The 23,257-nt window shown below is 65.0% G+C and carries 18 protein-coding genes; 4 read left to right on the forward strand and 14 right to left on the reverse strand.

All coding sequences use genetic code 11. From position 1 onward, the window contains the following. Positions 1–27: 27 nt before the first annotated feature. Entirely contained in the window at positions 28–1,419 is a 1,392-nt protein-coding gene (locus tag ACTRWB_RS10560; protein WP_164992106.1) for a sigma-54 dependent transcriptional regulator, read from the reverse strand. 1,150 nt (positions 1,420–2,569) lie between these two features. Between ACTRWB_RS10560 and ACTRWB_RS10565 the strand changes: the two genes are divergently transcribed. Together ACTRWB_RS10565 and ACTRWB_RS10570 are read left to right on the forward strand one after the other, a co-directional pair. Then, the gene (locus ACTRWB_RS10565) at positions 2,570–3,154 is read left to right on the forward strand and encodes a drug:proton antiporter (protein ID WP_193100699.1); all 585 of its coding nucleotides are present in this window, start codon (positions 2,570–2,572) and stop codon (positions 3,152–3,154) included. After that, on the forward strand, positions 3,151–4,716 hold the full coding sequence (locus tag ACTRWB_RS10570; protein ID WP_446901852.1) for a mannose-1-phosphate guanylyltransferase/mannose-6-phosphate isomerase: 1,566 nt from the start codon (positions 3,151–3,153) through the stop codon (positions 4,714–4,716). Before ACTRWB_RS10565 ends, ACTRWB_RS10570 begins: the two co-directional genes overlap by 4 nt. Before the next feature lie 7 nt (positions 4,717–4,723). Here ACTRWB_RS10570 and ACTRWB_RS10575 read toward each other — a convergent pair whose 3' ends face one another. From ACTRWB_RS10575 to ACTRWB_RS10635, 13 genes are all read right to left on the reverse strand, one after another. Continuing rightward, entirely contained in the window at positions 4,724–6,007 is a 1,284-nt protein-coding gene (locus ACTRWB_RS10575) for a hypothetical protein (protein WP_446901853.1), read from the reverse strand. Positions 6,008–6,020: 13 nt separating this feature from the next. Further along, positions 6,021–7,235, reverse strand: a complete 1,215-nt coding sequence (locus ACTRWB_RS10580; protein ID WP_446901854.1) for a glycosyltransferase family 4 protein — start codon at positions 7,233–7,235, stop codon at positions 6,021–6,023. Between the two features lie 153 nt (positions 7,236–7,388). Beyond that, on the reverse strand, positions 7,389–8,555 hold the full coding sequence (locus ACTRWB_RS10585) for an acyltransferase family protein (RefSeq protein WP_446901855.1): 1,167 nt from the start codon (positions 8,553–8,555) through the stop codon (positions 7,389–7,391). Positions 8,556–8,714: 159 nt separating this feature from the next. Then, positions 8,715–10,505 (reverse strand): alpha/beta hydrolase, encoded by a 1,791-nt coding sequence (locus tag ACTRWB_RS10590; protein WP_446901856.1) that lies wholly within the window; start codon positions 10,503–10,505, stop codon positions 8,715–8,717. A 239-nt stretch (positions 10,506–10,744) separates the two neighbouring features. Continuing rightward, entirely contained in the window at positions 10,745–11,953 is a 1,209-nt protein-coding gene (locus ACTRWB_RS10595; protein ID WP_446901857.1) for a glycosyltransferase, read from the reverse strand. Between the two features lie 118 nt (positions 11,954–12,071). Continuing rightward, positions 12,072–13,310, reverse strand: a complete 1,239-nt coding sequence (locus ACTRWB_RS10600) for a hypothetical protein (protein ID WP_412024701.1) — start codon at positions 13,308–13,310, stop codon at positions 12,072–12,074. Further along, the gene (locus ACTRWB_RS10605) at positions 13,307–14,740 is read right to left on the reverse strand and encodes a DUF6418 domain-containing protein (RefSeq protein WP_446901858.1); all 1,434 of its coding nucleotides are present in this window, start codon (positions 14,738–14,740) and stop codon (positions 13,307–13,309) included. Before ACTRWB_RS10605 ends, ACTRWB_RS10600 begins: the two co-directional genes overlap by 4 nt. An 11-nt stretch (positions 14,741–14,751) precedes the next feature. Further along, positions 14,752–15,933, reverse strand: coding sequence for a glycosyltransferase (locus tag ACTRWB_RS10610; RefSeq protein ID WP_446901859.1), 1,182 nt, complete (start codon positions 15,931–15,933; stop codon positions 14,752–14,754). Positions 15,934–15,957: 24 nt separating this feature from the next. Continuing rightward, a complete protein-coding gene (locus ACTRWB_RS10615; RefSeq protein ID WP_446901860.1) occupies positions 15,958–18,180 on the reverse strand; it encodes a GNVR domain-containing protein in 2,223 nt (740 codons plus the stop codon). Between the two features lie 235 nt (positions 18,181–18,415). Further along, the gene (gene gmhB, locus ACTRWB_RS10620; RefSeq protein WP_446901861.1) at positions 18,416–18,988 is read right to left on the reverse strand and encodes a D-glycero-beta-D-manno-heptose 1,7-bisphosphate 7-phosphatase; all 573 of its coding nucleotides are present in this window, start codon (positions 18,986–18,988) and stop codon (positions 18,416–18,418) included. Further along, positions 18,978–19,709, reverse strand: coding sequence for a nucleotidyltransferase family protein (locus ACTRWB_RS10625; protein WP_446901862.1), 732 nt, complete (start codon positions 19,707–19,709; stop codon positions 18,978–18,980). Before ACTRWB_RS10625 ends, gmhB begins: the two co-directional genes overlap by 11 nt. Further along, positions 19,706–20,287, reverse strand: a complete 582-nt coding sequence (locus ACTRWB_RS10630) for a D-sedoheptulose-7-phosphate isomerase (RefSeq protein ID WP_129517211.1) — start codon at positions 20,285–20,287, stop codon at positions 19,706–19,708. The genes ACTRWB_RS10625 and ACTRWB_RS10630 overlap by 4 nt, the downstream gene beginning before the upstream one ends. Then, positions 20,284–21,330 (reverse strand): GHMP family kinase ATP-binding protein, encoded by a 1,047-nt coding sequence (locus ACTRWB_RS10635; protein ID WP_193100710.1) that lies wholly within the window; start codon positions 21,328–21,330, stop codon positions 20,284–20,286. The genes ACTRWB_RS10630 and ACTRWB_RS10635 overlap by 4 nt, the downstream gene beginning before the upstream one ends. A 245-nt stretch (positions 21,331–21,575) precedes the next feature. Between ACTRWB_RS10635 and ACTRWB_RS10640 the strand changes: the two genes are divergently transcribed. Both ACTRWB_RS10640 and ACTRWB_RS10645 read left to right on the forward strand, forming a co-directional pair. Continuing rightward, a complete protein-coding gene (locus ACTRWB_RS10640; protein ID WP_446901863.1) occupies positions 21,576–21,782 on the forward strand; it encodes a hypothetical protein in 207 nt (68 codons plus the stop codon). Between the two features lie 199 nt (positions 21,783–21,981). Further along, positions 21,982–23,160: a polysaccharide biosynthesis/export family protein gene (locus ACTRWB_RS10645; protein ID WP_446901864.1), complete on the forward strand. Its 1,179-nt coding sequence runs from the start codon at positions 21,982–21,984 to the stop codon at positions 23,158–23,160. Positions 23,161–23,257: the final 97 nt, after the last annotated feature.

Below are 23,257 nucleotides of genomic sequence, written 5' to 3' on the forward strand. Positions count from 1 at the left end.
GCCGCCGCGAGCGTCGCCAGTCCAATCTCAGTCGGACGAGCCCGTGCCGCGCGGCCGCTCGATCCCGTACGCCTCCATCCAGCGATACAGCGTCGCGCGCGACACGCCGAGCTCGCGCGCCGAAGCCGCGACACGCCCGCGCGTGCGCAGCAACGCGGTTTCGATCGCCTCGCGCTCGATCGACTTGCGGATGTCGGCCACCGACGGCGACGCCGCGTCGAGACAGTATTCGAGTTCGAGGTCCTGCGCGGTGATCAGGCGCCCTTCCGTCATCACGACCGCACGGCGCACGCGATTGATCAGCTCGCGGACATTGCCGGGCCAGTCGTGCTTGTACAGGGCCGTGATCGCATCCGTCGAGAAGCCGCGCACGCGATGGCGCGCGTCGCCGCGGAAGCGTTCGAGCATGTGATGCGCGAGCAGTTCGATGTCCTTGCCGCGCGCGCGCAGCGGCGGCTGGTCGATGCGCATCACGCACAGACGGTGGAACAAGTCCGCGCGAAAGCGCCCTTCCTCCATCGCGCCGCGCAGGTCGACGTGCGTCGCCGACACGATCCGGACGTCGACCGGCACCGGATCGCTGCCGCCGAGGCGATGAATCGAGCGTTCCTGCAGAAAGCGCAGCAGGCTCGCCTGGCTCTCGTGCGGCAGGTCGCCGATCTCGTCGAGCAGCAGCGTGCCGCCGTTCGCGGCCTCGACATAACCGATCTTGCGCGCGTTCGCGCCGGTAAACGCGCCGCGCTCGTAACCGAACAGCTCCGATTGCAGCAGGTGTGGCGGAATCGCGCCGCAGTTCACCGCGACGAACGGGCCGTTGCGCCGCTCCGAATGACGATGGATCGCGACCGCCGTCAGTTCCTTGCCGGTTCCGGTTTCTCCGAACACGAACACCGGTGCGTCGGTGCGCGCGAAACGCCGCACCGTATCGAACAGCCGCAGCATCGCGCTGCAGGTGCCGACGATGCCTTTCTCTTCCGATTCGAGCTGTTCACGATCCCGCGCGAACAGGCATTCCATGCCGTACGCATGGCCGACCGTATCGGCGATCCGCTGGTGCGACGCGGGCAACGTGACGTAGTCGAAACAATAGTCGCGCAACAGCGCGCGCACGTTCGGCGACGCGGTCTGGCCGACGTCGATGAGCGCGACCCAGACGACATCGCGCATCGACGCGCAGGTCGACGCGATGCTGCCGATCGCATCGGCATGACCGCCGCTCAGGTCGAGGATGCCGCAGGTGATTTCACCGGACGTGTCGCGCAACTCGCTCGCCTGCGCGACGATCGAGACTTTCCAGTCCCGTCGCGCCAGTTCCTTTCGCAGCATGACGGACGGCGACTGCGTCCAGTAAATCAGCGGACGCTGCCCGTTACCGCTCCCCGCGCCGGCGCTCTTATCGCGCGTTATTGGCATATTCATAACGAACCATCACTTTCTCCACTCCGCGAACCGTTCGCGTGCGCTGCGGCCGGCGGCGCATGGCCGCCTGTCCGCGCCGCGTTTCCGCAGCTTTGGCGAAGATCGAAACTGCACACGGCGAGAGCCCCCGGAGGTCGAGCCGGATGTTATCCGGCCTCGTTGTCATCGAACTCGAACGGAACGCGCGGCTGCGGAAGCCACGACGTTCCGGCTTTGATGCGACCCGCCGTCAGGCGGGGCACGTCGGCAAACGGAAATTCCGTCCGCATGTGCGTCGCGTCGTACACGACAGTCGCGCCCGATGCTGAACCGAATGGCGGCCAACCCGCTTCCGGAATGACCGCCTCATTACATCCGCTCCTGAATTTACACCCCGCTTCAAGATGGTCGTGTTACCAAAAGATAATCCTGATTCAGCCGGTTACGCTAGCGGTCGCCCCGTACTTTGTGCCTTTGACCACTGAGATTTGATTATCTCTAACCATTCCCGTCAATCAGTGGCAAATACTACTTTTCCGCAAGATTGGCGCCGTCGATTGCCCGCGAATTCCACCGAAATCCCCGAAAAAGGCCGGCACCGCATTCCATGCATCGCATAATCGCGCGTGCCGCCGCACGGCCATGGCGCGTCGCGACGGCGCGCGGCCCGCTCTTCCGTTACACGTCGTAATCAACCATGTCGCGGCGCGCGTCACGTTCATGGTGCCGACGCACCACGGGATGCGCGCTTCTCGTGCACGCCATTCTCCGGCGAACCGCCGTTGCCAGGCGCGAAATCGGTGGGGGTTGCACTCGCTCCCCGCAGTGCAGCATGACCGTCCGGCACGCATGCAAAGGCACGCTGCCGTCACCGGATTGGCCGCCCCGCTTGAACCCACGCGCAAACAACGGTGCATCGCCGCGGCCCGCCGGGATGGATCAATTATGAAAAGGCACCTGCACCGGCGGTGTGTGCTACCGCACATTGCAGCGTTCCCGGGGCCCGCGCGCGGCCACGCCGCCCCCTGCCTCCCGCGCGAATCCCGAGCGTGAGTACGCTTTCGAACAGACCGGTGCACGGCGTATCCGGATGATGAAGATCGTCGCATCGCACGGAACGATCGCGTCCGTGCGATGCGGCGTGCCGAAGGCATCACGCGAGGACCGCATCATGGAATGGCATTGTTGTGAATTCGAACATCTGAGCGCCGTGGATCTCTATGCAATCCTGCGCGCGCGCAGCGCCGTGCTGGTGGTCGAGGACGCGCATACGCATCTCGACATCGACGGTAAAGACGCAGACGCGCTGCATGTCTATGCGAGCGTGCACAACGGCGACACGACGGAAGTCGCCGCCTACGCACGCATCCTGCCGGGCGACGACATCGATCCGGATGTCGTGATCGACAAGGTGTTGACGAGCGAGAGCTGCCGCGACGACGACACGCTCGAGCGGCTGATCGGGCGCGCGCTCACCGCCGCGCAGGCCGCGTGGCCGGACGCCGCGGTGCGTACGCACGTACCCGCGCCGCGCCAGGCGTTCTACAAGCGCTTCGGATTCCGCAAGGCCTATGGCCCGTATCTCGAACAGGGCGCGCCGTTCGTCGGCCTGATCCGGTCGGCCGACCGCGCCGCCGGCGCGCTGCGCAATCTGCTGTCCCGGGCCGTTTCGGCGCCGCGGTCGCGCCACGATGAATCGCGCGCCGACGGTCGTGCGCTCAACCGGCTGCCCGCCGATACCGGAGTCACCCGATGACCCGCACCCTTCGCCCGGTTCCCGAACCCGATCTGCCGCGCATCCTGCCGGTGATCCTCGCCGGCGGCTCCGGCACGCGGCTGTGGCCGCTGTCGCGCGAGCAGTTCCCGAAGCAGCTGATCGAGCTGGTCTCGAACGAATCGCCGCTGTCGGCAACGGCACGCCGCCTGAACGGTATCGAGAACGCGTCGCTCGGCGACACGCTGCTGCTGGTCTGCGGCGAGCAGCATCGCGTCATGAGCGCCGCGCAGGTGCTGGGCCGCGCGGCGCCCGCCCGCATCCTGCTGGAACCGGCCGCGCGCAACACCGCGCCCGCGCTGACGCTTGCGGCGCTCGACGCGAGCGCGCTCGCGGACGATCCCGTACTCGCGGTGATGCCGGCCGATCACGTGATCGCCGATGTCGGTGCGTTCCAGGACGCCATCGCGCGCGCGGCGCGTTACGCGCAGGAAGGCGCGATCGTCACGCTCGGCGTACTCCCGCGCCGCGCGGAAACGGGCTACGGCTACATCCAGGTCGGCGAACCGCGCACCGGTCGCCACGGCGGCCAGGGGGGTTATGCGATCGGGCGCTTCGTCGAGAAACCCGATGCGACGCTCGCCGAGCGCTACCTGCACTCGGGCGATTACTGGTGGAACAGCGGGATTTTCGTCACGCGCGCATCGGTCTGGCTGAAGGCGATCGGCGCGCTCGCGCCGGACATCCTCGCGGCCTGCGAGACCGCATGGCGCGCGGGCGTCGCCGAGGATCCGTTCTTCCGGATCGATGCGGCGGCCTTCGACGCGTGCCCGTCGGACTCGATCGACTACGCGGTGATGGAACGCCTCGGGGAGCACGGTGAACTCGGCATCGAAGGCATCGTAGTGCCGCTCGCGGCCGGCTGGTCGGACGTCGGCACCTGGGATGCGATCTGGGAAATCATGCCGAAGGACGATCACGGCAACGTCGCGCGCGGCCCGATCGTGTTCGAGGACACGCAGGACAGCTTCGTGCGCTCGGAGGGGCGCCTCATCGCATGCGTCGGGATGAAGGACGTCGTCGTGATCGAGACGCCCGATGCGGTGCTGGTCGCGAACAAGCACGACGTGCAGCGCGTGAAGAACATCGTCGCGCGCCTGAAGACCGACCGCCGCCCGCAGGCGAGCGAGCACCGCAAGGTGCAGCGGCCGTGGGGCCATTACGATTCGATCGATCTCGGCGAGCGCTTCCAGGTGAAACGGATCGTCGTCGAGCCCGGCATGCGGCTGTCGCTGCAGATGCACTATCACCGCGCCGAGCACTGGATCGTCGTGCGCGGCACCGCGAAGGTGACGCGCGGCGCCGAGACGTTCCTGCTGTGCGAAAACGAATCGACGTACATCGCGGTCGGCGAAGTGCATCGACTCGAGAATCCCGGCCGGATCCCGCTCGAGATCATCGAGGTGCAGTCGGGCAACTATCTCGGCGAGGACGATATCGTCCGCTTCGACGATCAATACGGCCGGCCGACGTGCGCGCCGGCGGAACTCGAAGCGGCGATGGCGGTGCCGATCGCCCGATCGACGGCAGACGACGTGCGATAGCCGCGAATCAGCGCACGACGATGGCCGCGGAAACGACGTTCTGGATGAACGGCTTGCCGACCGCCTTGATGAAATACGTGCCCGCCCGCGTCTCCGGCAGCGCAATGCTTGTCGCGTCGGACGGATAGCGTCCGACCAGCCTGAACGACGACGGACCCAGCTGCTCGTAGAGCTCCAGGTGATCGACGGTGTCCGGATGAGTGATCCGGACGGTCACGCTCGCGCCCAACGGCTGCGCGTCGATCTCGGTACAACTCGCAATGCCGGTTTCGAGCGCACTCCCCTCCTCGTAGTCGTTCCACGTAATCAGCTGAACGAACGGAAGCTGCTGCCGCGCGCTGTAGCGCTCGTTGATGCTCCTGAACGTGTCGAGCCAGGTGCGGCCGCACGCAGGCGCGAGAAAGCGCGGCGCCGAGGCACCCCACGACGCCTTCTTGTCGTCGAACCCGCTCCACACGCCGCCGACCGTGATCATCCCCGGCGGCTGGTTCCGGCCAATGTTGTAGAAGCGCTCGCGATACAGCAGATCGTGCCGCGTGCCGGCCGGTTGCGGCGTGGCCCACGACGACGGCTGCGCCCAGACATACGCCCCCATGCTGTACGGCAGATCGAAACCCGGCGCAAGCGTATGGATCCAGTAGATGTTCGGGTACGCGGCATGAATGCGCGCCCAGTCTGCCTTCCCGACCGCATCCATCCCGAACTCGGACACGACCGGATGGCCTTCGTAACGCAGATACTGAGTCGACGTGAAGTATTCGCGGCTGATGTACGCGAGGTTGTTCAGGATCGTTTCGGTCAGGTCGCACCCGTGACACGCATTGAACTTGAAGCTGCCGCTGTCGATCATGATCGAGAACGTCATCCCGGGAAACTTCGCCAGTTCGGGCATGGATGCCTGCCACGCGGTGTCGACGAAATGGCCCTGCCCGTACCAGTCGACGATCACGCCGTCGATCCCGCGCGACTGCATGTCGGCGAAGGTGCGATAGGCCTGGCGAGGATCGTCGGATCGGTAACCGACGTCCACGCCGCGCGGGTCGGGGCCCCACCACGGCAGGTAGTGGGCCAGCACCCGGGTCGTGCTGCCCGGATACAGCAACGTATGCACATCGATCTTCGAAACCGAAGACGTGCCGGCGAGCAGCCCGTTCGATGAACCCTTGAAATCGCGGCTGCCGGACGTATTGGCGGGCGCGATCGTCGCCACCCGCTCTTCGCCGTAGCCATGCCCCGCCGACAGGGCCAATGCGCCGAGCACGGCCACCACGTTGCGTCGAAGTGCCCGCATGACGCTCCTCTTCCTAGACGTTCCGTTGCCCGTCAATGCCCATCCACGACGCGAGCTGCTCCGCGTAGTGCGACGGCGTGTATGCCGAACAATCGTAATGTCGATCATCGGTACGCAGGTGACGGTTCAACTCATCGAGTGCGCTCGTCAGGCCGGCCGGCGAATTCCGGTACAGGATCTTGTTGCCGATTTCGCTGCCGAACGTCGACAGGCTGCCGATCTCGTGCGCGAGAACCGGCAGCCCCAGCGTCGCCGCCTCGACCAGCACGAGCGGCGCGTTCTCGGCCCAGACGGACGGCAACACCAACGCATCATGTGCGCGCAGTGCGTGAAACAGCTCGCTGTGGTCAAGCCGCCCGGCAAAGCGCAGCCTTTGCGCCTGAACCAGATCCTGGTGGTGCGTTTCGAGTTGCGCGCGCATCGCCCCGTCGCCGTAAAGCGTCAGGCTGCCGATACGATGAAAACCGGTCTGGCGCGCCAGTTCGATGAACTCGTGAATGCCCTTTTCCGCATCGAGGCGCCCCACATAGGCGAGATCGAACCGCTCACGATGACACACGCGCGGCGGAAACGGCTCCGCCAGCGTGCTCACCGGGTTCGGCAGCAATGCGCTTCGCGTGATGCCGCGCTGCGCCAGTGCGGTGCGCATATACGGGCTCGGGCACAGGAACAGGTCGAATACGTGTTGCGGGTTGCAATAGGCGTACACCGCATGCCAGTGCAACTTCTTCACCGTGTCGTGAATACGCCCTCGAGGGCTCGCAAGCCTGAACAGTCGCGTCGGCTTCGACAGCGCATCGACCGGCACCGGCACCGGACGCCCGTTGCGATAGGCCAGCAGATTCGGGTTGTAAAAGACCAGGTGGTAGTCGTGGCACGTGAGATACGTACGGAATCCCTGCTCGCGGCGGTAACGCGCGAGTACCGGCAGGATCGATTGCGTCAGCAGGTTGTGATAGTTGTGCACGAGCACGCGATGCGGGCGCACCTCGTCGAGCAGCGCCGCCAGGGCGTTCGCCGCGGCGCGGTTCCAGCCGCGCGTGAACGAGCCTTCGCCCGGCGGGAAATTCGTCTCGTCGAACGAGTACACGTCGACGTCCGGAATCTTTCGCAGCATTTCGATGGAGGTCCGGTAGACCTCTTCCGCGCCACCCTTTCGCGCGTAGTCATTGATCACGACAATGCGCGTCGCTTCCGCGCGGAAGCCAACCGACGGGAAGCGATTCAATTGAACTTCCCTGACGCGGGTTGAAACATTCGATATCGCGGCACACCGCCGCCTTCATCAATCGCCACTATCCTCTCCCACTCCATGCAGTCCATTCCATTCACGTCGGCGACACGAGGTCGCCACTTTCAGCCGCAACGCTTCCGCGCCCGGTCAGTTTCGAACCGGATCATGCGCCGCGTTGACCGGATGATTGCCGGCCGGCAGATCGCCGCGTGGCCGCGACGCGGTCAGGCGGTGCGCAAGCCGGACACAGGGCGCCTCGCAATACCGGTAGCTTGCGTACGACAACGCAATCAACGGCGCAACGGGCACGATCATGTAGACGCCCAGCGGCCACCCGGTCCATTGATAACGCTCGCACAGCCAGTAAAACCCGAACAGCGGGATCGCATGAAACAGGTAGATCGAGTAGCTGACTTCGCCCAGCTTCGCGAACGACCGCGCGCGGATTTTCAATACCGTCGCCATCGCCGCGAATATCGCGATGCCGATCACGTAAGCCAGCGACGACGGCAGATGAACCAGGTTGTGATGTCGCCAATCGTTGACGGCGCCAATCAGCGCGACGCCGACGATCATCGCCGCCAGCAGGCCAACCACGGATCGGTACGTCAGCGTGATTCCGGCATGCTCGCCGCGCCCCCATCTCACACGCAACACGTCGAGCGGATGGTCGTACGCCAGACGAAAACAGGCACCCCAGAACATGATCGCGAGGTGATACGGCATGGCCTTGTACTGGCCCAATGCATTCTCGGGAATGATGTGCAACCCGAGGGTGATCACGAATACCGTGCAGAGTGCGATGCAGACGAGCGCGAGATCGCGCATCCGGTGCAGCCCGCCCCACCAGAACAACACGAGACACAGCGCGTAGAAATACAGTTCCGTTTCGAGCGTCCAGTAATGCCCCATGACCGGCTCCTGCCCGAACGCGGTCGGAATCATCGTTGCGTTGGCAACGAGCAGCGACAGGCTTACCGGTTTTCCGAACAACGTCCAGAACACGAGGCAGCCGACCGGAATGGACAACCAGAACGCCGGATACAACCGCAGGAAGCGACGGATCAGGAAGCGCTGTGTGCCTTGTCCACGGGCGCCGCGGAGGCTGCTCGGAATCAGCAAGCCGCTGATGCCGAAGAACACCACCACGCCGATCCGCCCGAAATTGACGGAGCGCTGCAGCGTGTCGAGCCACTGTTGGGTGCCCGCCAGCGCGACGAACCGCTCGGCGTAGTGTGTCCAGATGACGAGCAGGACCGCGACGGCGCGCATCGCGTCGATATGATCCAGACGTCCGGAGCTTTTCGAGTTCATCGTTGGGGGCGTGTAGTGGGCAGGCAGCGTGGCCGAGGACAGGCGAGTTACCGTATCACCGCCTCCGCTCGCCGACTGTGCGACATCTGACATAGCCCTCCCGTGCCGTCGGGCAGCAAAGAGGCCGGCGCGCGTGGTAAAACCGGCGCCGGCCTCGCGTCACGCGGGCGATCCAGCCTTGACGATCCTGCCGAGCGGCGCGCGGCGGGAATCGAGACCCTTGACGAATTCGCTGCACAACCCGATCACCTGTTCGGCCGCATGCGAACTGAACAGACTGTGATCGAGGTCGTCGAGCACGACCGTGCGCGCGCCCGAGAAGCGCGACAGCCGCTTTCCGCGCGGGCCGAAATACATCGTCATCAGGTCCAGGCTGCTGTCGTATGCGCCGCAGACGAACAGCGTGCTCACCTCCTTGCGCTGCAGCGTGCGCAGGATTTCATGAGGATCGACCGGTATCGTCTGCGCGCACGACCATCCGGCGATCCGGTGACGCCACGCGCCAATTCGAACCGCCGCAAGCGTCGCCATGCGCTTCAGGACGAGCCGGACGAACGGCATGATCTTTCGATCGCCGCACAGCACCTGCTTCCATTTCTTCAACTCGAAGAACGACGACCGGTAACCGGCGATCGAATTGGGTCGATGCCTGCGCAGCGCGTCGGTCGGCATGTCGTCGGGCATATGGAAACTCTGCAGGTTCACCGAGATGACACCCGACAGCGCGCGCCCCACGAGCGCCGCACGCAACGCACTGTACGCCCCCGAGCAGATGCCGAAGGACACGACATGGCGATACCCTTGCTCCTTCAACCAGTGGGCAGCCGTCGCGACGTCCTCGACGACGGTACTCGAATAGACCGGCGCACGGGCGCCGCTCCCGGAGACACTATCGCCGATCCCGCGTCCGTCGAACCGCAACGATGCGATGCCGCGGCGCGCCAGTTCCCGGGCAATGCGCACCGATAGCCGACTGTCGCCGACATGCGCGCTGGCCGACGTGTTCGTGATCAGCAGAACCGGGCCACGATCGCGCATGGCCGGCGGCAGGCACAGGATGCCGAACAAGCCCGCAACGCCGAACCTGACCGGCTGTTCGCAGGCTTCCGGCGTCCGGAGCATCAGGCCGGCATCCCAGTCCGCTTTCAACGCGACGCCCGGCGACGGCGCCTGCCCGGCCGCCCTGGCCGCGATCCAGTCGACCACGGCGTCGAATACACGCGTCGGCATGCTCGAGAACGTCGTTTCCTGCATGAACGCGGCGTAGCCTTCGAACGACCTTGACTCGACTTCACCGCCCAGCGCTTCCAGCTTCTGTTTCAGCGCTTCGCTGCTGCCGACATTCACGTCGACGATCAGCGTGTCCGGCGCCGGCGCGCGTACGCTGTCCTTCAACGCATCGACCGCGTCGAACGCGTTGAGCCGCGCACGAAACACCGGACTGTAGACCTGCCCGAGCACGTTGAATGGTGCGTCTTTCGGCTGGGCCTCACGCAAGGGCGCCGGCAACTGGTCGAGCCAGATATTGCGCATGATCGACAACTCGCGCACGTAGCTGCGCCCGCTCGCCACCGGCGCCAGCAGCACGAGCGCATCCACGTCGCATTGACTCGCCGCGACCAGCGCGAATGCCGCGCCCAGCCGCAGGCCGCACAGCGTGACCCGGGCGACGCCCGTTTCTTCGCGAAGCCGCGCGATGGCCGCGCGCACATCGTCGACGGCCGTCTCGAACTGGTCGCTCGCGCCATCGGCCCCGTCGGAATCGCCCGTCCCGCGGTAATCGAAACGCAGCACCGGAATCCCGCTGGCGGACAGGCGGTCCGCCAGGCTCCGCATGCCGCCGTGACTCCAGACGGATTCGTGCCCGTAAGCGTTGCACAGGACGACACCCCTCGTCCCTTCGCCCGGATGCAACCATCCGAACCGCCCGCCAAATATGATCGGTCTCATTTTTAATTAGATATCGGTGAAGAATGGGATATGGCGTCCTTCGGCCGAGCGGTTGAATCGATCGGCCGAAGGACGGCAAGTCGCTCGCGGAAGGCTCTCCCCTTTCCGGTTATCACGCATCCCCATGCGAGGGTCCGGAAGCCGGCCATCCGCGAACCGTTCAGATCACGACGTCGAGGCCCTCCTTTCGACTGCGCCAGCTTTCCGGTTGGATCGGGCGCGGCGCGCTGCCCGGCCCGTCACGACGGGCTGCCCGGCGTGGGCGCGATCACGTCGCGCCAGCGCCGATCGAATACCGACATGCTGAAGTGCTGCTCGCAATAGGCGGCGAATCGCGTCGCCGCTTCGACGACACGCACCAGATCCGCGGACGGTTCGGCGACGAACCGCTCCAGTCGCGCTTCGCTCATCGCCAGCGCGTCGTCGTGGAATCCGAGGCCCTCGTACGCGGCTTCGTTTCCGACCGGCACGCACCCGTACGAAATGGCTTCCAGCACCTTCGATTTGATGCCGCCGCGAAGAAACGCGGGACACAGCGCGATGGAGGATCCGGTATAGACGTCCGCCTGCGTTGGCGCGAATCCGGCGAATTCGACGTTCGGAACGGGATCGTAGCGACCGGTCATGCGCCCGAAGATCACCAGCGGCGTGGCCGGCCTGACGCGTGCCCACAATGCCACCAGGTACTCGATCGCGAGCCGGTTCTGCAACTGCCGGTCCGAACCGATAAACACGAACCGGAACGGCGCCGCCGGATGACGCACCGGTTTCAGCGCATTCATCGGCGGCGCGATCACATGCGTCTTCACGGCTTCGTCGTCGGTGAGCGACATCCTCAACGCATGCGCGTCTTCCGCGGAAACGAGCGTGACGGCATTCGACGACCCGATCGCCGCGCGTTCCTGCCGCTTGAGCGCGAACGCTTCATAACCCAGGAACGCGTTGCGGATCATCCTCGCGTTGGCGAGCCTGACGAACGGCCCCGGAATCGACTTTTCCAGATACCCGGCCGACAGCGGAAAATCCTGCTCGCGCAGGATGTTCGCGCGGCGCGACATGAGATCGTCGAAATCCACGACGATCCGGCATGCGGGCACGTTGCGCCGAACCAGGATCGCGTAATCCACCAGCCGGATGCCGTCGAAATAGATCACGTCCGGCTTGAACGCATCGACGGCGCGCAACAGCGCCGTCCGCTTGCCCGGGTGCGAGAACATCGCCACCTGAAGCGCGCACGGTGCGCCGCGCAACACGCTCCATCCGACGCGCACCGCCGCGCCGATCTTCGCGCGCAAGCCACCATCCTCGAACACGGACCGAATCTTGAATTCGGCCACTTCCGTCTGGTCGCCAAGCGCCTTCCGGATGAAGCTCAGCGTACGCTCCCGCCCGTTCGTCACTTCCTGCGGAATGTCCCGCGTCATCACCATCAGCACTCGACTCTTCACGAGCGGCCCCTCCATCGATCCGAAACTCTCTTCATTCCATTCACTGCATGCGAATCCCGGCGCTCGCGTTCGGCCGGTTGCCGGTGCGGCGAACCACGGGCCGCCCGGAAGCGGTTCGTCACGAGCGCTCCCGGTTGTACGCAAGATTCCCGAGAACGATGCACCAGAAGACGACGAGCGATACGGCGATGCCCGTCGACGGCGCATACATCACCAGCGAGCGCGGCATGACGAACGGCGCGGCGACGATGGCCGCGACGATCAGCACCTGCTTGATCATGATGAGCCGGTAACGGCGCACGGCCAGCAGCCACGTGCTCAGCCCCGCATCGACGAACGTGGCGATCGAGCATCCGGTCGCGTAGATCATGATCGGCACACCCTGGACGAACGCGGGCCCGTAGATCATCAGGAACACTTTCTGGCCGATGAAATAGCTGCCCACCCACGCGACACAGCCGACCAGGCCGAGATACAGGCCGAGCTTGAATGCCTTCGCACGCACGAGCGACTCGGTCCGCGCCGCAAAGACCATGCTCGGCGCCAATGCCAGCGCCAGCGTCGTTCCGACCGAATTCCACTGCTCGACCAGCGAGGCCGCCGACGCGTAGATGCCGAGATCCGCCTTGGAGACCAGCACGCCGAGCAGCAGCCGGTCCATCCGCAAGACCAGGACACTGGCCGCGATGGCCGGCCAGATCCTCAGCCCGCGCACGACCAGCGCTTTCGTCACGGCTGCGTTGCCGCGAAACGATTTGGGCGACTTCAGCGCCAGCGAGCGATAACGACTGAACGGCGCGACTGCGGCCACGCATGCCTCGAGCGGCCACGCGAACGCGGCCACGATCACGCCCATCGACGCGTGGGCCGCGACGTACAGCCACAGCACCCGGACACAGCTTGCATAGGCTCTCGCCCGCGTGATGACCCACGGCTTGGATTCGGCATAGGCCATCAGCGAGCCGAGCGCGATCGGCTCCACGATCAACGCGAAGGCCGCGATCAACGTGAGCTCGGACACGCTCGACGGGCGCATGACGATCACCACGATGCCCATGAACAGCAGCATGACGGCCAGCGTCAGCGTGAGCCGCAAGCGAAACGCGCGGTAGACGACCATGTGCCGCAAACGAGGGTGCTTGCCGAGGATCGGCTGGATCACCTGCGCGCCGAAGATCAGCGCGACGCTGCCGATCACATAGGCAAGCGACAACGCGAACTGCAATTCACCGAACAGGCGCGCGCCGTAGATGTTCGCGAACAGGTGATTGCTCGCGATCGCGGCGAGTGCCCCGATGATCTTTTCGCACACCACGCCCGCGAACGACGAAAACAGAAGCCTGACGAACGCGTTCAAGATAGCCCCGTCCGCGTCGCATCGGCGTTCGAGCGCCTCGCGTCGATGCAAACCCACCAGATCAGCGCGATCAGCAAGTAGAAGAGCGTGCGCGCCCCGAACAGGGTCCAGTAGTCGCCTTGCTGGATCGAGTAGGTTGCGTAGGCAAAGATCTTCGTGGTCAGCCACAGCATCACGACACCGCCGCGCATCGCGACCTGAATCAGCATCGCGCTCACCGCACCGTATATCACGCCCGTCAATGCAACGAAGAGCGCGCCGCCCGCATAACCGAACCAGTAGACCGGCACCGCCATGTTTCCCATCGTGAACGTGACGTCGTCGAACACGTAGGCCTTCAGGATCTCCGGCGTGCCGTACGACAGCATCAGGTCGCGCAAGCCGCTCACCGGCGCATCGCTGAAGAACGTCGGTTCCGTGAAGGAGCCGAGCGATGCCGCGAAACGCCCGAACGCCGCCATCCCGCCGAGCGCCGGCGCGCCGAACAGATGCGCGTCGCCGTCCACCACGTACCACGCCTGCCCCTGCTCGAGAAAACGCGACATCACCGTTTCGGCGACATCCAGCCCCTGCCCCTTGTACGCGTAGAACAAGGATACGCTGCCGATCACGAGCGCGACGGCCGAGCCGATCCCCAGATAGCGCATCACCGGTTTGCCGTTCATCGCCTGAATCGCGATGAGCGGAGTCAGGACGGTCATGCACACATGCAATACGGCCATGAACTGCTCGCCGTGCAACGCCTCGAGCACCAGATCGGCGACCATCATGAAGATGGACACCCATCGCACGGTCTTGTTCGAACTCGTGCAGAAGGTACTGAGCAGCACGGCAACGAAGGTCTGGTTGTTCAGGAACAGGTTGAACAGCGTACTGTTCGACGCGTCGTTGCGCAGCGCGTAGCGGTTGACGCCGCTCAGCACCGAGAAGCCGCCCGTCAAGCCCGCCAGCACGCCCGTGGCGAGGATCGCGGCGACCAGCCCCAGGCCGAGTACGACGCTGATCGGCTGGAGCGTCATCCGCGCGCGGATCGGCTCGTGCGCGGTACGCACCTTCAGAAACCGGTTGAACCCGAACTGTGCGCACGCAACGAAAATCACATAGAACGACAGCAACCGGCTGAATGCGCCGTTCGCGACGCCGAAGATGTCCGTTTCCCGGAGAAACCCGCCGGATTCGATCCCCACGCCGGCCACGAAAGCGGTCAACCCGATCACCAGCGTGTAAAGCATCGACACGGCGAACACCGGGCGCGCGACGATCAGCGCGATCACCCCCGCCACTGCCAACAGCAACGTACAGGTCGCACTCGGTTCCATCGCGCCGAGCGCCGGCAGCATCGCGTTGATCGTCAACGCGAGCAGGAACAGCGTCGCGACGGTCAGCCCCAATACCGCTTCGGCCCTGCCGTCGGCTCGAATCGTTCGCATCACCGCCTCTTTCACGCTTCGGCCCGGCTTGCGCGCGAGCCGTCATGCACGGCACGGTCGAGCACGTCGTGCAGCTGCGCGCTGACCGCGCGAGACGAAAAACGCTGTGCGTTCGCCCGCCCGTCGCTCACCAGTCTCGCGCGGAGTGTCGGGTCGCCCGCGACGCGATCGATCTGCCGGCCCCATTCGGCGGCATCCATCGCATCGGCCACGGCCACGAACGAATCCCCCATCGTGTAGCGATACACCGGCAGATCCGATGCGACGACCGGCACGCCGACGAACTGCGCCTCGATCACCGTGCGGCCGAAACCTTCGTGCAGCGTCGGCGACACATACAGGTCCGACGCCTGGAAGAAATAACCGAGATCGTCGTCGTCGACGTTCTCGACGAAATGGGCGACGATTCCCGCCTGCGCGGCGATGGCCCGGCACTCGTCGCGGTTGGCCTGGTTTTGCGCACTGCCCACGCGCAGCACCACGACGTCCTTGCGCCCGAGCGACGCCAGCGCGCGAAACAGCGTCGCGTTGTTCTTGCGCGTTTCATCCGAGCCGACGTTCAGCACGACCAGCGCTTCGCCGATCCGGATGCCGAAGCGCGCCAGCAGCGCCGCGCGTGCCTGTTCGCGCACGCCGGCGTCGATCGGCGCATAACGATCGTCGAACGCATTGGGGACGACCTGCAGCCGGTCGGCCTGAATGTGCAGATCCGCCAGCGCCTCTTGCGCCGTCACCTCCGACGGCGCGAGCACCACGTCTGCCGTCGCGATCAGCGACTGCGTCAACCGCATATACGCGTTCTTCAGCTTCTCGACCACGCCGCGCACCTGCCCGGGACGCTGCACGTGATGAAGCACGATGCCGACCCGCCCGCCGACCCACTGGATCAGCGGAATCATGAAGGCCAGGTCCTCCTGGTACAGCATCACGAAGTGCCCCGCGCGCGCCGCCGACACCGCGCGCAGCGGATACAGCACGAACTGCGTCCAGTAGCGCCGCAACGAACGCGGCGCGGCCGGAATGTCGATCGGCTCGACGTCGAACCCCGCAAATGCCGGGATGAAATCGATACATTTGAGGCTGTATCGCATCACGCCATTCCAGCTCACCGGCCGCGGCCCGAGAAACCACACGACCCGCACCGCTTGCGACGCACGTCGCAGTCCATCCTTGCTTGCCATCGAATCACCCATGCGATGCGCTCCTCGCCCACGCGATCACGTGCGTGCCGCGGCGAAGCCGGCACCGATTCGACGAACGCCATGCAACGGCGACGGCTCGAAGCCGTTGAACACCAGCCCGTCGACGCGCACGCCGACCTTGCGCAGGCTCTCGAGCGCATCCGTCATGCCGGCCGAACTGGCCGAACCCTGGCGCGCCACCAGCAGCGTCATGTCGGAGATGCGCGACAACGCGGCGATATCGCCCACCGGCAGCGCCGACGGCGCATCCACGACGATCATGTCGTACCGGCCTCGCAACGACGCGGCCAGCTTGTCGAGTCGAGCCATGTTGAACAGGTTGCGCGTCGACGTGCCCTGCTTTCCGGCAGACAGTGCATCGAGGTGTTCGGTCGCGCGGGTGATCGCCTCCTCGGTCGGCAGCGAACCCTTCAACACCTCGGACAGCCCCTTCGTCGCGGTCACCGGAAAGTAGCGATGCAGCCCCGGTGCGCGCACGTTGGCGTCCACGATCACCGTCTTGAGCCCCCTCTCGGAGAACAGGTAGGCGAGATTGGCGGCAATCATCGACTTGCCCTGCGCGGGCGCCGCGGACGACACCAGCACGATCTTCGCGTCGCCGCCATAGGCGGCCAGCCGGTGCCGCAACGTCAGCGCGAGGCTGTCCATCGCATCGGCCAGCGGCACGTCGGCCGGCTCCTTCGTCGCGATGAAGGCCGGCGTGCGGTGCGCATCCGCGTCCATCTGGCGTCGCGAATTCGGCAGGATGCCCAGCATCGGAATACCGAGCGCCGCTTCCAGGTCGTGCGGATCGCGAATGCGCCCCGACAGCAATGCACGGCCCTGCGCGGCCAGGAAGCCCAGCATCAGCCCGATCACGGCACCGGCCAGGATCGCGATCAGGCGCTTCGGTCGGACCGGCTTGTCGCTGACGACCGCCTTGTCGACGATCGATGCGTTGCCGACTGTCCCGGCTTCCGCGATCTGCAACTGCTGCGTGTTGTTCAGCAGCCCGACATAGAGCTGATTGTTGACCTCGACGTCGCGCGCCAGGCGCAAGTACGTCTGTTGTTGCGACGGCAGGCGCGCCGCCTTGTCCTTCAGCACGGCGGCCTGCTTGTCGAGTTCCTTCAGCTTGTTGGACGCCGCGACGACCTGCGGTTGCCCCGGAACGTATTTCGACAACAGGTCCTGGTATTCGAGCTTGGTCTCGAGCCGCGATTTGTCGACGAACGCGAGCTGTTCGACCAGCAGCCGGACGTCGCCCTGCGCATCGATCGAACCCTGCTGATTGCGGAACGCGTTCAACGCCTGCTCGGCTTGTTGCAGCCGGGCCTTGACGATCGGCATTTGCGCGTTGAGGAACGCGAGGCTGCGCTCGGCATCGTCGGCGCGGCGTCTCGCGTTGAAGCTCAGATAGGCCGCGGCGATCGCATTGAGCATGCGGGCGGCGAAGATCGGATCGGCATCCTCGAAACTCAGTTGCATGATGCCCGACTGCCGTTTCGTCTCGGTCACGCCCAGTTTCTTCAGGATCGCGTCAACGCGAACGTCGGTGGCCACGCGCCGCACGCGGAATTCCGCGCCGGGGCGCGCGATGATCCGCGCCACGTCGACCTGATAACCGTTGCTCGCGCTCGGCACGCCGACCACCCCGCTCAGCACTTCCTGACCGTTACGGTCCTTCAGCTGAAACCGGTTGTCGTCGAGATAAGCGAACTCCAGCGCCTTGCCGATCTGCGCGGACGGAACCTCGAACGTCCTGAATTCAAGACGCTCGCCGCCCCACGCCCACGACGACATCCCGAGCGGCGGCTCGGCGAGGCCATTCGCGTCTTTCGACAGGAACGCGCCGACGAGACTGCCGACGAGCGGGAAGTGGTTCTCGACCGACACCTCGGCCTGGGCAGCCGTCGCGTTGATCGCTTCCATCACGACCGAGCGCGAACGGACGATGTCGATTTCGCCGACCACGGCCGAATTCTGAATATCCAGTGCCTTCGAGATCGACGACAGCGAACCCAGCGCGCTGGCCTTGTTTTCCTCGATCTGGATCAGCGTGTCGGCCGAATACACCGGCGTTGCCGCGATCGCATAGACGATCGCCAGCAGCAGGCATGCCGCGACGACGGCTGCGAAGAGGCGCCCGTTGTCGAGCACGTTCTCCACCAAGTCGATCGGCGACAACCGCGTCACATGCCGGGAAACAGGTTTCGTTTCGTGTTGGTGCCCGGTCAATGCAGGTCGGTCCATCTTCATGCTGAACTCCAGAATTGAAGAGCCGGCTGGCTTCGCCGCTTTACGCGCGTTGTTGTTCACATTCATTTCTTTGAAAATCCGGCTGAAAACCCATCAGTGCCGACCGGGGATCCACCGCGCCGGAAACCTGAATTCCCCGGATGTTTCCGCTCGAATCGGCGCAACGGCCGGCAAGCCGTTATCGAGGCATCGTTCGTTTCATTCCGGCATGCGATCGCCGATCCTGCCGCCACGCCTAAACACGCGCGGCTGCGATTCCGGTCTCTTCCAGCGCCGCGCCGATGTCGGACAGCCGCGTCACGACGTCGATGCCTGATTCGGTTTCCGCGCGACCGGGCCGGTCGCCGACGAACAGGAAACGACGCCCCACGCCGGCGCGGGCGCCGGCATCGAGATCGGATGGCTTGTCGCCGACCAGGATCGATGCGGACATATCGAGGCCGAGATCCCGCTGTGCGTCGTTCAGCATCCCGGGCTCCGGTTTCCTGCACGCGCATGCTTGCCGGTAGCGGCCCATACCGGCCACCGGGTGATGCGGGCAGAAATAGACGCGGTCGATTCTCGCGCCGCGCTCCTCGAAACTGCGGCGCATCCAGTTCATGAACGCGACGAACTGCGACTCCGAAAAATACCCGCGGCCGATCCCGGCCTGATTCGTCACGACAACCACCTTGTGGCCGGTCGCATTGGCCAGCCGCACGAGATCGAAAATCCCGTCGACGAACACGCAGTCCTGCTGCCGGTGGACGTAGCCGTAGTCGACGTTGATCACGCCGTCGCGATCCAGAAAAAGGGCTTTACGCTTCACTGGTCCCGGTCTCCAGCATCAGCGGAATGACGGTTTGCGCACGCGCATAATCCGCCGGCACCCCGATATCGATGAACTCCGTCACCTCGGGGAACACGCGGATGTCGAGCGCGGTGACCTGTTCGCCCAGGAAATCCTGTTCGAACGAGAATTTCGCCGGGAGATCGAAGCCGAGCAGCGTGCGCGCATTGACGACATACGTGCCCGCGTTGATGTAGCCCTGTCCCGGACGCTTCTCGCGGAACGCCGACAACCGCCGCGACGCCGCATCGAAATCGAGCGTGCCGTAGCGTGAAGCATCGTCGACCTGCGCCGCCGCCACGACGAGATCGGGGCCCGTCGCGCGATAGAACGCCGACAACGACCGCAGATCCAGATTCGACAACGTATCGCCATTCATCACGATCATGTCGGGCGCACCGTGGGCCTTCATCGCGTGAACGATCGCGCCGCCGGTGCCGAGCGGCTCGTCTTCCTCGATCACCGAAATCGCGAGCCCGAAGTCGCGGGACGTCACGAGTTCCTTGATCGGGCCGCTGCCGTAGCCGAGCGACAGCACCACGTCCGTCACGCCCTGCTGCAGGAGCCCTCTGAGCATCCAGCACAGAAACGGCTCGCCATCGATCGACGCGAGCGCCTTCGGCATCGCGTCGCCCAACACCGGGCGCAGCCGCGTGCCGAGGCCGCCCGCCAGGATCAGGCATGGCAACATCGCGCTCATCCGAAGATCCGCTCTTCGACGATGCCGCAAATGATGTGGCCGCACACGAGATGCCCTTCCTGGATCTTCGGGGTCGACGCGGACGGAATCTCGATGCTGATGTCGGCACGCTGACGCATCTCGGCGGCACCAGGCCCGTTGCCGGTGAAGCCGACCGAAAACATGCCGGCCGCCTTCGCCACTTCGAGCGCACGGAGAATGTTCGGCGAACGCCCGGACGTCGAATAGGCCCAGAAGATGTCGCCGGGACGCCCCGTCGCCTGAATCTGGCGTTCGAACAGCTTCTCGTAGCCGTAGTCGTTGCCGATCGCGGTCATGACCGAGCTGTCCACGGTCAGCGCAAAGGCCGCGAGCCCCGGCCGGTCGAAGTTGAAACGGCTGACGAATTCGCCGGCGATATGCTGTGCATCCGCCGCGCTGCCGCCATTGCCCGCGAGCAGGATCTTGTTGCCCGTGCGCAGCGCCGCCGTCACCCGATCCGCCACCTGCTCGATCCGCGCCAGTTGCTCGCGGTCGGACACGAGCGCCGTCAAAACCGACAGCGTCTGGCGAATTTCGCTCTCTACTCCGATCGTCATTGATTCTTTCTCCACGACTGCGCGCCGATATCCGTGAACGTGCAGTTGAGCACCTGGCCGTTGATTCCTTTGTACGTATCCAGCGCACGCATCACGGCCGACCGTTCGACCGGATCGACGAAGAACATCATGAAACCGCCGCCGCCGGCGCCGGACACCTTGCCGGCCTTCGCGCCGGCGCGGACCGCGACCTTGTACAGGTCGTCGATCATCGAGTTCGAGATGTTCTTCGCCATCCGCTTCTTCGATTCCCATGCGTCGCGCATCGACGCGGCGAACGCATCGAAATCGGCGCGCAGCACGGCCTCTTTCATCCGGATGGCTTCGTCCTTCACTTCGTGCAGCGCGGCCAGCGAATCGACGACGCCTTCCGTCACGTTGCTGCTCTGTTCCTTGATGATGTTGGCCGACTCGCGCGAGACGCCGGTGTAGTACAGCACCAACGACGCCTCCATCTCGGCCTTGATTTCCTGCTTGATCCGCAACGGATTGACGATCACGCGGTCGCCGTAGAACTCCATGAAGTTCAGCCCGCCGAAGGTCGCCGCGTACTGATCCTGCTTGCCGCCGGCCAGCCCGAGATCCTCTCGTTCGATGTCGTGCGCGAGGTGCGCGATGTCGTATTCGCCGAGCGGCAACGACAGCAGTTCGCAGAACGCCCGGACCAGCGCGACGACGATCGTCGACGACGATCCGAGCCCCGATCCCGGCGGTGCTTCGGAGCACGTCGTGATCGTGACGGCCAACGGGTGACCGCCGTGAAAATCCCTGACGATCCGGTTGTAGACGCCGACGTGCAACCCGAGCCCGTTCTGCACCTCGAGCACCGGCGCCACAGAGCCGATCCAGCGCGTGTCGGTATCGGCCGCTACCAGCTCGACCTTCGCGTCGTCGCGCGGCGCGATCGATGCATACGCGAATTTTTCGATCGTCACATTGAGCGCCAGACCGCCGAACCGGTCCGAATAAGGCGGCACATCCGTTCCGCCGCCGCCCAAACCCAACCGCAAAGGAGCCCTCGAACGGGCAATGAAGCGTGTCATGAAATTTCTCGCAGGCAATGAGTCGGAAGCCGGCGCGATGCCGTGCCCGACCCGCACATTCGTCGTTCACGCCGGGCCGCTCGCCTGACGCATCGCGCCGGGCACCGGTGCCGGAACACGAATGCGCATGACCAGGAAGCTGCTGCCTTGCCGCCGGGAATGCGCGACCATGTTCGTTGGCGCAACTATGCGATAGATGCGCAACACGCTGCGTGCGATGGCTTACATTAAGCCGTCTCCGCGAAATGGAAGCGGCCAACCTGCGTTACGCTCTGTTCGCGATCGGCAATCGCGACGTGCGAATCGGCATCGAAATCGCCGCCACGTCCCCGGCCGGGCATGCAAACGTCAATCCGTCATTGCCGATTTTTGACAATCGATTCCGGAAACGACGCCGCCATGAAGAACGGATCGATTGCCGTGGATTTGAATGCCATCGAGGAGCGTCATGACGATGTGAAGAGCGAATCGGGCTCGCGACAGCCGGCCCGAATTCGATCCGGATACCGTATCAAATGAACGGCCGCCGAAGCGTTGCGGCGACGACTGCGCCGGGTAGTCGTTGTTTCGCAATCTGCAGGCAAGCAGCCCGATACGCCGACACCGACGTGACGACCCGAATTTCCCGATTCAACGATGCTGGATAAAAAAATGAACAACGATCGACCGTTCGATGCCGTGACGCCGGATCACCATCGCACTGCCATGCGCCGCGTGTGCACGGCCCTCTCCTTCGCGACCGTCGCGATGCTTTCCGCGTGCACGTTGGTGCCGGGGCAGCACATGAGCTCGACCGCGTTGCCGGTCACGACCGCCGACAACGGCGACGTGACCAGCGACATGCAGGTGCCGGTCAAGCAGATCGACCTGACGCAGATCGAGCGGATCCGGGCCGAACAGAAAAACGCGCCCGCGACGTCCCTCCCGCCGAACCTGTTCGCGAAGCCGGACATCTACCGGATCGGCGCCGGCGACGTGCTGCAGATCACGGTATGGGATCACCCGGAATTCGCCACGGCCGCGGGGCAACCGGTGCAGAACACGAAGGCCGCGGATGCCGCGCCCGGTTTCGTCGTCGACAACAACGGCAACGTGCAGTTTCCGTACGTCCCGCGCCCGATCCGCGCGGTCGGGAAAACCGCCGCGCAGATTCAGCACGAGGTCACGACCGAACTCAGCAAGGTATTCGTCAAGCCGCAGGTCACCGTTCGCGTGGCGTCGTTCCGCGCCACCCAGGTCTATATCGACGGCGAAGTGCGCAACCCGGGCGCACAGGCGATCAACGACATTCCGATGACGCTGATCGAAGCCGTCAGTCGCGCGGGCGGCTTTGCGCCGACCGCGGATCAAAGCCGCGTCACGATCACCCGCAATGGCACGATCTATCCGCTGAACGTCGCGCGGATGATGAAGACGGGGAAGAATCCGGCCGACATCATGCTGAAGCCCGGCGACATGCTGCATGTCGGCGCGCGCGACGACAATCCCGTGTACGTGATGGGCGAAGTCGTCAGGCCGCAAGCCGTTGCACCGCTACGCGACGGTTCGCTCACGCTGAGCGAGGCGCTCACGCAGGCCGGCCAGCTCAACCAGCAGACCTCGAATGCGAAGCAGGTGTTCGTGCTGCGCAAGGACGCCGACAGCGCGCCCGTCATCTATCACCTCGACATGGAGTCGCCGGTTTCGATGCTGCTCGCGAACCAGTTCCCGCTGGCATCGAAGGACATCGTCTATGTCGACAACACCGGGCTCGTCCGCGCGAGCCGCGTGCTGAACCTGCTGTTGCCGGCGATCAGCGCGGGCTTGACCGGCGCACTCGTCACCAAGTAACGCTCCACATGCCGGCCGGGTCGCGCGGGTCTCCGCGCACCCGGCCCGGTTCGATGCGCACGCAACGAGCCGCACCGCCTTCATCGGCGCAATCCCC

Source organism: Burkholderia sp. YIM B11467 (assembly GCF_052952715.1).